The 14,933-nt window shown below is 60.8% G+C and carries 6 protein-coding genes and 1 riboswitch; of the genes, 2 read left to right on the top strand and 4 right to left on the bottom strand.

The features are described 5' to 3' along the window. Positions 1 to 508 precede the first annotated feature (508 nt). Entirely contained in the window at positions 509 to 2,386 is a 1,878-nt protein-coding gene (gene btuB / locus BM338_RS05835; protein WP_090449845.1) for a TonB-dependent vitamin B12 receptor, read from the bottom strand. A gap of 127 nt (positions 2,387 to 2,513) precedes the next feature. Next, positions 2,514 to 2,748: riboswitch (cobalamin riboswitch) on the bottom strand. A 478-nt stretch (positions 2,749 to 3,226) separates the two neighbouring features. On the opposite strand from btuB, the gene BM338_RS05830 reads away from it, so the two are divergent. Beyond that, positions 3,227 to 6,265, top strand: coding sequence for a TonB-dependent receptor (locus BM338_RS05830; RefSeq protein ID WP_090449844.1), 3,039 nt, complete (start codon positions 3,227 to 3,229; stop codon positions 6,263 to 6,265). Between the two features lie 76 nt (positions 6,266 to 6,341). On the opposite strand, the gene BM338_RS05825 is transcribed toward BM338_RS05830, so the two are convergent. Beyond that, positions 6,342 to 6,791 carry a hypothetical protein gene (locus tag BM338_RS05825; protein ID WP_090449843.1) on the bottom strand — a complete coding sequence of 150 codons (450 nt, stop codon included), beginning with the start codon at positions 6,789 to 6,791 and terminating at the stop codon, positions 6,342 to 6,344. 294 nt (positions 6,792 to 7,085) lie between these two features. Here BM338_RS05825 and BM338_RS05820 point away from each other — a divergent pair, with 294 nt between their 5' ends. After that, positions 7,086 to 10,097, top strand: a complete 3,012-nt coding sequence (locus BM338_RS05820) for a TonB-dependent receptor (RefSeq protein WP_090449842.1) — start codon at positions 7,086 to 7,088, stop codon at positions 10,095 to 10,097. 603 nt (positions 10,098 to 10,700) lie between these two features. On the opposite strand, the gene BM338_RS05815 is transcribed toward BM338_RS05820, so the two are convergent. Together BM338_RS05815 and BM338_RS05810 are read right to left on the bottom strand one after the other, a co-directional pair. Then, on the bottom strand, positions 10,701 to 13,484 hold the full coding sequence (locus BM338_RS05815; RefSeq protein ID WP_090449841.1) for a TonB-dependent receptor: 2,784 nt from the start codon (positions 13,482 to 13,484) through the stop codon (positions 10,701 to 10,703). Between the two features lie 556 nt (positions 13,485 to 14,040). Next, positions 14,041 to 14,793, bottom strand: coding sequence for a GntR family transcriptional regulator (locus BM338_RS05810; RefSeq protein ID WP_090450136.1), 753 nt, complete (start codon positions 14,791 to 14,793; stop codon positions 14,041 to 14,043). Between the last annotated feature and the right edge of the window lie 140 nt (positions 14,794 to 14,933).

The raw sequence follows: 14,933 nt of genomic DNA, 5'->3' as shown, positions 1-14,933 counted from the left end.
TCTCCTTGGCGCAGCGTGGGGACTTTATGCTGGTGGGGCGGGCGGCGAATGTGCCTGAAGTCCGGGCTGCTTCGTCATCCCTGCGTAGGCTGGGATCCAGTGGTGTTGTCGTTCGGTTGTCGCGACCGGGCTCGCCTGCGGCGGGCTTTCGTCCTCCTGCCGGAGGCCGAGTCACTTTCTCTTGTTTGCCCAAGAGAAAGTAACCAAAGAGAAGCGCACCCCTCTTACGCGCCCTCCGGCTTCGCCTGCGGGTCCGTGAGGCTTGGCCGGGCTTTTCGACACGACGTCCCTGTCGTGTCGAAAAGGCGCAGGCATCCATGCCTGCGCCCCCTTCGGGGCCTGATCGTCCAACCCTCACCGCTCCACAGGGGACCCGGTTACGGGCTCGCTTCGCATCGCCCTGCAAAGAAAAGAAAGAGCAGCTCCCTCTCCCCTCCGGGGAGAGGGTTGGGGTGAGGGGTGGGTGCTTGGGATCGCGTTGCTACGTAGCGTCCCAAGCCTCAATCACCTAGCGCGCCGGGCTATACCGCAACGTCAGATACGCCGTGCGCCCCAGCTGGTTGTAAAAGCGCACCGTTTCATAGCGATGGTCGAACACGTTGGCTACGCGGCCCTGCAGGCTCCAACCGGGCTGGAAGTTCCAGCTGGCGCGGAGGTCGACGGTGGCGTAACCGCCGAGGCGTTGCAGGTTGGCGGCATCGTCGTAGCGGTAGCCTTCGCTGTTCACCGTGCCGCCGACGCTGAAGGCGCCGAGGTCGCGGTCGAGGTCGATGCGTGCGATGCGTTCGGGGCGGCGTGCGAGCAGGTTGCCTTGCTGCGGGCCGGTGCTGCGGTTTTCGGGGTTCTGGAAGGTGAGGTAGCCGCGTACGTGCCAGCCGTCCACGTCGGCGCCAAGCTGGCTTTCCAGGCCGCGGATGCGCGCCTTGCTGACATTGGTTGGCACAAAGTTGGCGTCGTAGCCGATGAGGTCGGTGATCTTGGTCTGGTAGGCGTTCACTGCCCAGTTCCACACGCCGGGGCGACCGGACAGGCCGATCTCGGCGGTGCGCGACTTCTCGGGCTTCAGGTTTGGATTGGCAGTGGGGAAGCCGAAGAAGGGCGGGAAGTACAGGTCGTTGAAGGTCGGCGCGTGGAAGGCGGTGCCGTAGGAAGCGGTGAGCTTCATGCCGTTAGCGAAGGTGTAGCCGTAGGCGGCGGCACCGGTGTTGTGGTTGCCGAACTGCTGGTTGTGATCGTGACGGGCCGACAGCTGCAGCTCATGCGCATCGAACTGGCCCTGGTAGAAGGCGAACACACCGGTGTTGTTGCGCGAGGTGCGCAGGTAGTCGGTGTCGCTGCGCAGGTGTTCCTGCTGGTAGTCGACGCCCGTGCTGAGCAGCTGGCCCGGTGCGAGCGTGACGTCGTTCTGCCACGTGGCCTGGTTGCGGCGGGAATACAGATAGCCCTGGCGCACCATGTTCGCGCCAAGGTCGGCGCGGTTGAGATAGTTGTCGGCGCGGTCCAGATTCTGGCCGGCGCTGAGGCTCATCTTCCAGGCGTCGAGCACGGCGAAGCTCAGCTTGGTGCCGGCCACTTGCTGGGAGCGGCGTGTGTAGTTCTGGAAATCGCCGTCGTATTCGATATCGCCCTTGCTCTTGAGCAGGCTCGCGCTCAGTTCGGTGCCGTTGTCCCAGCGATAGCCGCCGCTGAGGGCGCCGTTGTAAGTGCGATAGCCATCGATGTCGGGCTCATCGGTGAAGCAGCCACCGACCTTCTTCGCAGCGGCGCGGCAGGCATTGATGCCGCGCGTGTACTGGCCGCCAACGCTGGCGTTGTACCAGGCGTGCTCGGTGCCGCCGGAAAGACCGAATTGGCCATTGACCAGGCGATGGCTGCCGGCCGTCACGCTCAGCGATGGCGTCGGGCTTTCCCCGGACTGGCCGTGGCGAGTGAAGATCTGGATCACGCCGCCGATCGCATCGGAGCCATACAGGCTGGAGCGCGGACCGCGCACGATCTCGATGCGCTCGATCTGCTCCACCGGCAACTGCTCGAAGGCCGGAATGCCGGCGCCGACGGTACCGATGCGCACGCCGTCCACCAGCACCAGCGTGTGCGAGGAATTGGTGCCGCGCATGAAGAGCGAAGTCTGCTGACCGATACCGCCCGCATTGCCGAACGCCACGCCCGGTAGGCCACTCAGCAGATCCTGCACCGACTGCGGCTGCAGACGCTCGATATCCGCGCGGGTAATCACCGTCACCGGTGCCAGCGTTTCATCCAACGGCATCGCCGAGCGCGTAGCGGTCACCACGACGGGAGAGAGCTGCTGCGTGCCGTTCTGGTCGGCAGCATGCGCCATCGCGATGCACGACAGCAGCGCCATCGCCAACAGGGTCTTCTTCATCTTGCGTTCCTCGCCGCGCCACGCGCACGGCTCATGAGTTCACGAGCTGGCGACCACGCAGGAGGGAAGAACAGAACGACGGCAGGCGACATGCGCCGACACGTGGTTCGACATCGCCCGCCGCGAGTCACCAGATATGCGTTCAGGCCGGTCTCCGGGCTCACGAGTGCAATGCATCGCGCATCGCCTTCCACGGCGGCCTTCCCGTGCAAAAGCACAGTGGCGTGTCGCCGCGGAAAAAATCTCTCGCTTACCGTTGCGGGGGCAGCGCCGGCATTGCCGCCAAAAGGCAAGGCGCACCGGCTTCCCGTTTCATCCCTTGGGCGCGAAGCCCGCGGGACACCCGAACAAACGCAACTTTAACGGGCAAGAGCATGTGTGGCAACGAAAAGCCCAGCCATGAGGCTGCGGTGACGAAATTTCCTTCGTCTTCGTTTGGACGTCTATCAGTCCGATCCACATGAAATAACGAGCCACGGAAGCGTGGGTTCCTGCGCTTTATCGCAAGCCTCAAGCAAGCCAAGCGAAAGCTTAGAGAAGGCTTCATAAGTTCTTGTTTAAAAACAAAATGTAAGCTTCATGCAAGCGTGAAATTTTTGTTGACAAATAGCAAGAAATATTTGAACTTCGTAAATACTTCTGTTTTTAGGCGTAAACATTTCGCCTGCCGAGGAGTCGCACGAGTCTACGTACGTGCACCTTGCAGATACAGAGTGCAGTTGGATCTTGAAGGGGGGAAGTCTTCCAGATTCCAGACCAAAGTTTGTTGGCCAACCGGCTTTGCCGCGCAGGCCAGTCGTTTTTTTGCCCAAATTTGGGTAATTCGGGGAGGGACAATTGATGAAACTGAGTTCGTTGAACCGCAGCCTTGTGCTGCGTCGCTCGACATTGGCTGCGGCTCTGACCGTGGGACTAGCCGGTGTGGCTTTCGCCCAGTCGACTACCGGTACGATCTTTGGCCAAGCAGAAGCTGGCGAGACCATCACCGCTTCCGGTTCCACCGGCATCAGCCGCTCGGCGACGGTGGACGCCTCGGGCCGCTACCGCATCAGCAACCTGCCGCTGGGCACCTACGCGGTGACGCTGCAGAAGAACGGTGCGACGGTTGACACGCGCAACAACGTGGCCATCACGGTGAATGCGGGTACCGAGGTATCGTTCGCCTCTGCGACGAGTGCGTCGTCGCTGTCGGCAGTGACCGTGACCGCCAATGCGCTGCCGACGATCGACGTGTCGTCGGTGGATTCCCGTACCGTCATTACCTCGCAGGCGCTTGAGCGTTTGCCGCTCGGCCGCAGCGCCGAAGCGATAGCGCTGCTGGCGCCTGGCGTGGTGCAGGGCAGCGGCTACTTCCAGGGCCAGAGCGCGGGTTCGTCGACGGTGTCGTTCGGTGGCTCGGGCGTTACCGAAAATGCCTACTACATCAACGGCTACAACTCGTCGGACCCGCTGAAGAACCTGGGCGGCATAGGCCTGCCCTACGGCGCCATCGATCAGCAGGAAATCTATACCGGCGGCTACAGCGCGATGTACGGCCGTTCGGACGGCGGCGTGATCAGCCAGGTCGGCAAGCGCGGCACCAACGACTGGCATTTTGGCGGACAGGTAGTGTGGGCGCCCAGGTTCCTCGCGGAGGATCCCGATAGCTACAACTATCCCAATGCGCAGCTACCCAACAAATACGGCTACACCACGCCGGCACTGGCCGGTACCCCGTACCGTACCCGCAAGAACAACACCAGCTGGGACCGCATTGTCAGCGCCTATGCCGGTGGTCCGCTGGTGAAGGATCATCTGTACATGTTCGCGGCCGCCGAGGCGGAGAAGAGGGAGGGCAAGTCCACCTCCAGCGCCGCCGTCGGTCAGCCGAACAACAGCTACTACACGTATGACATTCCCAAGTACTACGTGAAGCTGGACTGGAACATCAACGACAGCAACATCGTCGAGTTGACGGGCATCTCCAACAAGACTTCGTACGAGGGCACGCTGTACAAGTACGACTACGCGACGCAGACCGAAGGCGCGCAGTTCGGCCACGACACCTCGACCAAGACAGGTTCGGACATCTGGGTGGGCAAGTACACCGGCTACCTCACCGAGAACCTGACGGTGATGGCCACCTACGGCCAGAACCGTGCGATCGACTACTCCACGGTGCCCGGCTCCGATCCCACGCTGCCGTTCCTCAGTGGCGTCACGGCGCAGGATCCGCTCATCACCCACGGCACGCCGATCCGCAACGGTGTGACCGTGCGCGACGTGAAGAACCCCGGCGCACACAACAAGACGCACGGCCTGCGACTGGACGTGGAATACAAGCTTGGCGATCACACGCTCACCGCGGGTATCGACAACATGCATTACGCGGCCTACAACGAAGGCGTGCAGCCGAATGGCCCGGGCTATGCCTGGTACTACTCCAAGTCGTCCAGCCCCGCGACGCCGATCAATCCTGCGCTTGGCGTGGGAGCCCCAGGTGGCCGTGGCTACTATGCTCGCCGCTACATTCTGGTCACCAGCACTAGCATGTCGGTGGACCAGAAGGCGCAGTACATCGAGGACCGCTGGCAAATCAACGACAAGGTCCTGCTGAGCGTGGGCCTGCGCGACGACCAGTTCACCAACTACAACAGCGCCGGCAAGTCCTACGTGGACAATAAGAACCAGTGGGCGCCGCGCCTGGGCTTCAGCTGGGACGTGTTGGGTGACTCGACCTTCAAGGTGTTCGGCAATCTGGGTCGCTACTATCTCGCGCTGCCCAACAGCGTGGCGATTCGTGGTGCTTCGGCGTCCTTGTTCACCAGCGAGTACTTCACCTATACAGGCATCGACGCCAAGGGCAATCCGACCGGCTTGAAGGCGATCGGCCCCGGCCCGGTATCTGCTAACGGCGAGTACGGCCAGGCACCAGATCCCAAGACTTTCGCGGCCTCCAACCTCAAGTCGCAGTACCAGGACGAAGCCATCCTCGGCTTCAGCAAGATGCTGGGTCCGAACTGGGTGGTGGGTGCCAAGGGCACGCTGCGTGTGCTGCAGACCGCCATCGACGACGTGTGCGATCCAGGTTCCATGCAGGCCAAGATCGTTGCCAGCGGCATCGACCCGAAGTCGGTCGTGGCGCCGACCGGTTGCCGCATCTTCAATCCGGGCGAGACCAACACCTTCCTGTTGAAGAACACCAATGGCAACGGCTACACCAACCTGACCATGACGACCAAGGACTGGGGCTTCACCCAGGGCGCCAAGCGCAAGTACTACGCGCTGGACCTGTTTGTGGAGCATCCGTTCGACGGTACCTGGCAGGGGCGTGTGGATTACACCTGGTCACGCAGCTACGGCAATACGGAAGGCCAGGTGCTCTCGACCATCGGCCAGGACGACGTGTCGAAGACGCAGGACTGGGATACCGCGGCCCTGATGGCCAACAGCAATGGCGTGCTGTCGAACGATCGCACGCACCAGTTGAAGGCTTATGGTGCTTATCAGATCAGCCCGGAATGGCTGGTGTCGGGTGCGCTTCGCGTCATGTCAGGCGCGCCAAAGGCCTGCCTTGGCTACTTCGGCACGAATGAGGCTGATCCGTCTGGCTATGGTTCGCGCTATCGCTGGTGTGCCGGTCAAACGACCGCGATGGGCAGCAATGGCCGCCTGCCGTGGCAGGAGATCGTCGATGTGGGCGTGACCTACCGTCCGGCGTTCGCCGACAAGAAGCTCGCCTTCACCTTCAACATCTTCAACCTGCTCAACCAGCGCAGGGCCACGACGACGGATGCGACTTACGAGACGGGCCGTTACACCGTGTCCAACTCGTATGGCGTGCCGCTGTACCAGACCACGCCGCGCTACGGTCGCTTCGCGGTCACGTACGACTTCTAAGTGGCCGTTCGGGTCTAGTCGGCCAAGCCACGCGGTCTGTCCTCGACGCCGCGTGGTGTTTTTAAGCAGGGCGAATTCAATCCTGAAATGCATTACCCGATGGGGTGAGGTGGCCCAGGCGCGGCAGCCTGGGCAGCTTCACCGCCAAGTGGAACTGCGTATGAGCTACACGCACCTGAACTAAGACGAACGCCACCTGATTCAATGGCTCCATCGAGGCGGCTTTACCTCGCGTCAGATCGGCCAGCAACTGGTACACGATGGAGGCCGACCAGTCGCGAGCTATAGCGCTATCGTCTCGAACACGGGTTTGTCGGTGCGCAGCGTGAACTACCTGCGTCCGCTGGCATTCCAGACGCCGCGCTACATCCGCCTGGGTGCCTGCTGCGACTTCATCGCTGTAAACAAGAAAGCAATCGCCGGGGCAACTTGGCGTGATCTCCCCTTTGAACGCCGCCGGTTCCCCCGGCGGCTTTTTTATGCAGAATCCTTCCCGTAAGTCTGCGTTAAGCTTTTGTTCATTCATTAAGAGCCTACGACTTATTCCTAGATACGTCGTAACTTCATGCAGTTACGCCATTCCCGGTAGGCACCTGCGGCCGGGTTGTTCGGCCTTGAAAACCCTTAATTTTTTGTTGACTCCCTGCCAAGGCGGCTCCTAAGGTCGGCCAGCGAGTCGCGAGAATTTGCGATGGCGGATGGGCAAGGGGTTGCCCTCCGTCTGTGCAGCACCTGCGCGAAGCAGTGCCGCCGCAAGTCCCCACGCCGCTTTGGGCGCACGACGCCCGTCCTTCTTGGATCGTTTTTGGGGAGATAGCACATGCACACGTTTCGACAACCCGGTTACGCGGCCGTCTGCCGCCGAACCGCATTGGCCATCGCGCTCGGTATGAGTTTCGCTGGAACGGCGATGGCGCAGTCCAACGCCTCCGGCGTTATCTTCGGCCGCTCGGCCGAGCCTGGCAGCACCGTCCAGATCCAGAATCTCGATACCGGCCTGAGTCGCGACATCGCGGTCGATGCCGATGGCCGCTACCGCGCCGGCTCGCTGCCGGTGGGCCGTTACAAGGTCACGCTGCAGAAGGACGGCAAGGCGCTGGAGACGCGCGATAACGTGCAGGTCGCACTGGGTAGCGGCATCGACGTGTCGTTTGCCGGCGGTGCCGCCGCCGGTGGCGCGCAGACGCTGGAAGGTATCCAGGTAGTCGGCAATGCATTGCCGGCCATCGACGTTTCGTCGGTGGACTCTCGCACGGTGCTTACCTCCGAGCAGCTGCAGAAGCTGCCGCTGGCGCGCAATGTCACCGCCGCTGCGCTGCTGGCGCCGGGCGTGATCGCGGGTGACGCGCGCTACGGCAACGTGGCTTCGTTTGGTGGTTCTTCCGCCTCCGAAAACCAGTACTACATCAACGGCTATTCGGTAGCGAATGCGCTGACCGGCCTCGGCTTCGTCAGCCTGCCCTTCGATGCGATCGACCAGCAGCAGATCTACACGGGCGGCTATGGCGCAGAATACGGTCGCTCCACCGGTGGTGTGATCAGCATTGTGACGAAGCGCGGCGGCAACACCTGGAAGGGCGGCGTCGGCATGTATGTGACGCCGCAGTACTTCCGCCAATCGCCGCGCAGTATCTATCGCGAGAACGGTGTTCTTTACCAATACCGCGGTGACAACAAGAGCTCCTCGACGCAGTACACCGGCTATGTAAGCGGTCCGCTCATCAAGGACAAATTGTTCTTATATGCGGCAGGGGATTTTACTCGCAGCACCGGTAAGGTTGTCAGCCCTTTTACAGCGCCACAGTTGAATAGAGAAACCTCCAAGGCCACCAAATATCTGGCCAAGATCGACTGGAACATCACCGATAGTCACATCGTCGAGCTGACCGCGCTATCGGATAAGACCAACACGGACCGAAGCATCTATGCCTACGACTACAAGACGTTGCAGGCTACCAACTACCTGGGTTCGGACAAGCTCAAGAACGCAGCATCCTTGGCCGGTTCGGAGCCTGGAGGCGACGTTTATATCGGTAAGTACACCGGCTATATCACCGACGACTTCACGGTCAACGCGCTGTACGGCACCAGCAAGACGGACCACGTGCGTAACCTCGCTTACGCCGCTAATCCAAACTGCCCATGGATTACCGATAGCCGCAGAGGAATAAGCAATCCCATCATTGGTTGTGGTCTGGTCAACGGTACCGTGCTCAATGCCGGCGCCAAGGACAAAACGCACGGCTGGCGCCTTGATCTTGAGTATCGCCTGGGGTCACATGATCTGCGGGCAGGCTTGGACAATCAGACGCTGGAATCCTACGCTGGCAACGTCTACGAAGGCGGTTATCGCTGGGTATATCGGAATGCCGGAACGGTGCCGGGTCGCCCAGATGTCGTCCCGCCTCCCGGTACGCTGTACTACGCCGAAAAACGTCTGTTTGAGACCGGTGCTTCGGTCAAAGTGGTGCAGGACGCGCAATTCATCGAAGATCGCTGGCAGGTCAGCGATCGCTGGATGGCTTACCTCGGTCTGCGCAACGAGCAGTTCAAAAATCTCAATGGCGCCGGTGATGTTTACGTCAAGCAGCGCCACCAGTTGGCTCCGCGCCTGGGCCTGACATGGGATGTGTTCGGCGATTCCAGCTTCAAGGTTTATGCGAACGCTGGCCGCTACCATCTCGCCATTCCGTCTAACGTAGCCGTTCGCGGTGCTTCGGCTTCCACCTATTACAGCGAGTACTACGCCTACACCGGCGTTGGGCCCAATGGCGAGCCCACCGGCCTGACCCAGTTGGGTAATCGCTTTATTCTCAATGGCGAGGATGGCACTACGCCAGATCCGCGTTCGGTGGCCGCGCAAAACATCAAGGCCTACTACCAGGACGAATACATTCTCGGCTTCGATAAGACGCTGGGCAGCGATTGGACCTACGGCGCCAAGCTGACCTACCGAAAGTTGAAGAGTTCGATCGACGACTTCTGTGATTCGCGTCCGTTCGAAAAGTATGCCGCCCGCAACAATATCGATATCAGCAACGCGAGCATTGCGGGTTGCTATCTGTTCAATCCGGGTCAGAGCAATACCTTCCTGGTTGACGTCAACGGGCAAGGCAACTTCGTGCCGTTCAAGCTGACCAAGGAAGACTTCACCACGCCGGAAGGCGTGAGCTTCCCCGATCTCAAGCGCAAGTATTACTCGCTGGATCTGTATCTGGAGCATCAGTTCAATCAGCGCTGGTACGGTCGCGTCGACTACACCTTCTCGCGTAGCTACGGCAACTCGGAAGGTCAGTTGAAGTCGGATATCGGCCAGCTCGATCCGTCGGTGACGCAGGATTGGGACGCCCCTGAAATCATGCAGTACACCAACGGTCCGCTGCCAAACGACCGCACGCATCAGTTGAAGGCATACGGTTACTTCCAGATGAATCCGGAGTGGCTCTTCGGCGCCAACCTCGCGGTGGCATCGGGTCGTCCCAAGAACTGCATTGGTGTCGATCCCGTTGACGCTATCGGGTACGGGGCCTCGTACTTCGAATGCGACTTGAAGGCCAGTCCGCGTGGTTCAAAGGGGCGCCTGCCCTGGACGTGGCGACTGGATCTGAATGCCGAATACCGTCCGGCTTGGGCCGGCCACAATCTGGCATTCACTGCGAACGTGTTCAACGCGTTCGGCAGCCAGAAGCAAACGGCAATCATTGAAGTCGCCGAAACGGGTTCGATTGGCTCCAACGGGCAGCCGATCAAGAGCGACGACTATCGGCGTGCCGTGGCGTATCAGACGCCGCGCTACTTCCAGTTCGGTGTTCGCTACGACTTCTCGATGTAAAAAGAGGTGAGGCGATATCGCTGAAGCGATGTCTGCAGATACCGCTGTTTTCTTTATCTGTTAATGGAGGCAAGCAATGAGTAAATGGACATTCACACTAACAAGTGCGTTAGTCGTTGGCTTGGGCTTTTCCTTTAGCGGCAGCGCGCAAGCAGCATTTCAATGTGATGTTTGCTTGATGGAGTACAAAGCATGTCTGGCATACGCTCAGAGCGGGGCCGAGCGAGAGAAGTGCCAGATGGATATGTCTACCTGTGTTGGAACTTGGTGTCGGTATGACCCAAATACCGGTGTCGGCGACAGACCAAAGCTACATCTAGAGAAAGATCGGTATGTCGTGAGTCCCAAGGTGTTCATGACCGAGGAGTTCTTGAGCCAAAGATAGAGGCTCTGAAACTTGTTGTAGCCTTTAAGCATCGGATCATGTCCCGTGCTCCTTCCCCGGCCGCCGATCAAGCATCGGCGGCTTTTTTCTCTGTGATACTGGCTTCCATTCAGCGCGGCAACGAAGTTCGATCGAGTCCTACGGAAAGGCCTCCAGCATTGCTGGAGGCCTTTCCGCTCTATCGATGTAAGCGCTTCAATCCGTGTCGCACCGATGGCTTACTGGAACTTGTACTTGGCACCAATCGTGTAATACCGCCCGATCGCACCGCTCGAATGCATCGGGTTGAAGTTCATCGCACCGTAGGTGAGCGGATCCAGCGGGGCGGTCTTGTCGGTCACGTTCTGGATCGAACCGAAGATCTCCCAGTTGTCGGCCGGCTTCCAGCGACCGGAGAGGTCGATGGTGTAGAACGACGGGATCTTGCAACCGCGCGGTGCCGGCGTGCCATCGGCGAAGGTGTTGGCGCAGGCGTCGCCTTCGAACGCCACGTTCTTGAAGCTGCCGATGTAGTTGACCACTGCGCCGAAGTTGAACGACTTGATGTCCCAGCTGGCGCCGAAGTTGATGCGGTTCTTCGGTGTGCCGATGCAGTTGGTGGTGTCGCAGTTGCCGTGGGTGCCGGCGTACTGGCGGGTGACACCGGCATCCTTGCGCTCGAAGGAGTTGGTGCGGCTCCACTGCAGGTCCAGCCGCAGCCTGCCGTATTCACCCATCTCGAAACGCTGGCGCACATCCAGGTCGACACCGCGCACCGTGGTGGAGGCGGAGTTGATGTAGCCCACCTGAGTCGCCAGCAGGCTGCCGCTGTTAGGAATGCCCGGCAGATTGTTGTCGCTGCGGATCACGTTGCCGGCCGCGATGGCGGCGGCCGTATCGCCCTGGTTGATCTCGTTGGTGCGCTTGATGCGCCAGGCGTCGATGGTCAACGAAGTGGTGTCGGTCGGATCAAGCACCACGCCAAAGGTGTAGCTCTTGGATTCCTCCGGCTTCAGGTTCGGATTCGGCGAGGTGATGATCGCGATCGGCACCGCGCAATCCGCTTGCGTCGCACCGGCTACCGGCGTGCCGCCTGGGCAGCGCACCGGATCACGGGCCGTACTGAAAGCCGCCAAGCCGCCCTTGCCCGACTCGGCCGGGTTCGGCGCGCGGAAACCTTCCGCATAGGTGGCGCGCAGCGCGATCCATGGCGCCGGTGTCCACTTGACGCCCACCTTCGGCGTGGTCGAGGTATCGCCGTGGCGATAAGCGTCGACGCGTGCCGCAGCGGATAGCTCGATGGTCTTAGTCACCGGCGCTACCAGTTCGATATAACCCGCCGCAACCTCTTGCACGCCCTTATAGGAGGAGTAGCCCAGACCAATGATGTCGCCGATATCGGTATAGGTCTGCGGCGACAGGTTGACCGACTGGCGGCGATATTCGCCGCCGATCGACAGGCCCAGCGAGCCGCCCGGCAGATCCATCAGCGAGCGCGAGACCTTGGCGTCGATCGAATCGAGCTTGCTAGTGGCGTCGGCCTGGATGTCCGGCGAGATGTAGTCGTACAACGCCCTGCTGTTGAGGTAGGCGTTCTGTCCGATGCGCCAGTAACCGACCGGACTGTTCGGGTCGGTCAACGCAGTGCGCACGTGGCTGTAGCGCAAGAAACCATGACGCTTGTTGGTCATGCTGGTTTCGGAGTGCAGATAGCCGACGTCGTAATCCCACTCGCCGAACGTGCCCTTCACGCCGACCAGGAAACGGTAGAAATCGTTGTCGGTGAGGATCCTGCGCGGACCCACGTCCCAGGCGGAATAGCGCAGTCGGGCCGCCGCACCAAACGGGTTGTCCGGGTGGCCGGCGCCAAGCACCACGGCGCCTGGGCCGCTGCTGGCATTCACCGGGCCGCCGGGATAACCCCACGAACCGGACACACCCGACGGCGTGGTCTGGAACTTGGTCTTTTTGTTCGAATAGCCAAACTCGCTGTACAGCTCAGCGTGGTCCGACAGTGCATAAGTGCCGCGCGCAAAGAAGTTGATGGTGGCGTCATTTGGAGTCAGCGTGCGGAACCGGCCGACCTGCCACAGACAGCCGCCACCCGGATCAGCCGGGGAGATGACGGGACTGAAGGTCGAGCAACCAGGCAGCGACTGATAGAGGCTCGTCGCCGGATTGCGCACGTTGCCAGTGGGGGAATTGCCGCCTACGGCGCCGCCGCCGGTGATCCCACCGCCCAGATTCGTGCTGCCGGTGAGGCTGTAACCCCACGGGCGCAGGTCGCCATTGCCGATCCACTCGCGATCGCGGCGATCGTTGACGAAGATTTCTTCGGTCTTCGAAGCTTCCAGGTTGAAGAACACGTTGTAGCGATCCTTCGCCAGGGTGCCGGTGCCCGCGGTGAGCGAGCCCTTCCACTGGTTACCGTCGCCGTAGTCGGAAACGCCGTACGAGGCTTTCGCCACCGCGCCGGTGAAGTCCTTGCGCAGGATGATGTTCACCACGCCGGCGATGGCGTCGGAACCATAGATGGCCGAGGCGCCGTCTTTCAGCACTTCGATGCGATCCACTGCTTCCATCGGGATGGTGCTGAGGTCGGTGAACACCTTCTGGCCGTCGTCGGCGAGGCCGAACGGCGCCATGCGGCGGCCGTTCAACAGCACCAGCGTGGAGCCGGCGCCGAGGCCGCGCAGCGAGACGCCCGCGCCACCGCCGGCGAAGCCGTTGCCGAACGTCTTGGGAATCGAGCCCGCGCCATCCGAGGTCAGCGTCTGCAGATATTCGGCGATGGTCGCCTTGCCGGTGCGTTCGATTTCCTGCCGCGAAATCACCTGTACCGGCGATGCGGTTTCGGTATCGATACGCGGAATGTTGGAGCCGGTCACCACGATGCGCTCGAGCGTCTTGGTGTCTTCATCCTTGGGGCCTTGTTGCGCCGCTGCCGTGCTGGCGAAAACCGTGCTGCCTGCCACAAGCGCGAAAACGATTGAATCGCGCAATAACTTTGTCTTGAAACGCATGATGCTTTCCCTCCCCAGAAGAAATAATCAGAAGCCAGCGGCTTTCAAAGGTCTCCGCAGTGGGTTGCGGAGTGGCGGAAGAATTTATCCGCAGCGGGGATGTAAGCACCGGCTAGGAAAATTTCCTAGTGCCAGGCCTGTAAATTTTCTTGATTTATAACAGACAGTTACGCGTAAGTTTCGGAGAATTAGGCAAGCTGCGCAAGAAACTTCCGCATATCCTCCCGATTATTTGGATGGATCTAATCCGGCAAAAAATAGCGGCTGAAAATCTATTTATTCGCGGCGTTAAAAGAGTGCGCAATTTCTTTCGTCATTGCGTGGCCAAATCGGGCAGAACGTGACCTACGGTACGCCCTGAAATAATCAACAAGAAATCAACACGACGCTTGCGCCGGGCTGAAGGGCGTCTCGAATAGCCTGCTATCTAGCTCGTCATCCCGGCGAAAGCAGGGATCCAGTGCCTTTGCTCTTCAAGAACCTAAAGTCGCTGGATTCCGGCTTGCGCCGGAATGACGAGCAAAAGAAGATTTATTCGAGGTGCCATGAAGCAGTCCTAGTCGGTCTGCAATTCCGCCACGAAATCGTAGATGTCGCCGCGATACCAGGAGGTGGTGAACTCCACCACGCGGCCATCGTCGAGGAAGCTGCGACGCTCGATGTTGAGCCCGGCGCTGCCGGTGGGTACATGCAGCAGGCGCGCCTGCTGCGCGCCGAGCGATACCGCGCGCAGTCGCTGCAACGCGCGACGCGGGCGGCAGCCCAGACTTTCCAGCACTTCATAGAGAGAGTCGTGCACCAGCATGGGATCAGGCAGCACACTGGCCGGTACCACGGTGCGTTCGATCGCGAGTGGTTCGTCCCTGGCGTAGCGCACGCGATGCAGGCGCGCCACCAGCGCACCGGGCGACAGGTTCATCGCCATCGATTCCTCCGGCGTCACTTCGCCGATGCCGCGCTCGAAAAATTCGGAGCGCGGATTCAGGCCGCGCGCACGCAAGTCTTCGGTGAAGCTGGTGAGTCGCGACATCGGCTTGATGATGCGTTCGGCGACGAACGTACCGGCACCGTGGCGCTGGGTCAGGATGCCTTCTTCCACCAGGCCGGCGATGGCCTTGCGCACCGTGACGCGCGACAGGCTGAGCGCGCGCGACAGATCGCGTTCGCTGGGCAGCGCCTGACCAGGTTCGATATCGCGGTGCTCCACCACATTGCGAATGGCCCGGCGCAAGCGCAGATAAGCCAGCGGCTGGTGGGTCACCGCGTCGCGGCTGAGGCGGAGGTATTCGTTGGCCAGGGCGGTTTCCATGGTGGCCACGATACCAATGACCATACCAGTTCCACAAGCGTGGGTAAAAACGGGGCGGTGCGGGGGGTACCAGTTACCGGAAAACCCAGCCGCAAAGGCCGCTGCCGCGTTCTTTTGGAAAAGTGGTGTTGTCTGGTATC

It is taken from the genome of Dyella sp. OK004 (assembly GCF_900114495.1).
GTDB lineage: Bacteria > Pseudomonadota > Gammaproteobacteria > Xanthomonadales > Rhodanobacteraceae > Dyella_D.
Note: the sequence above shows the minus strand (reverse complement) of the source record. Positions and strands in the feature narration are given on the sequence as shown.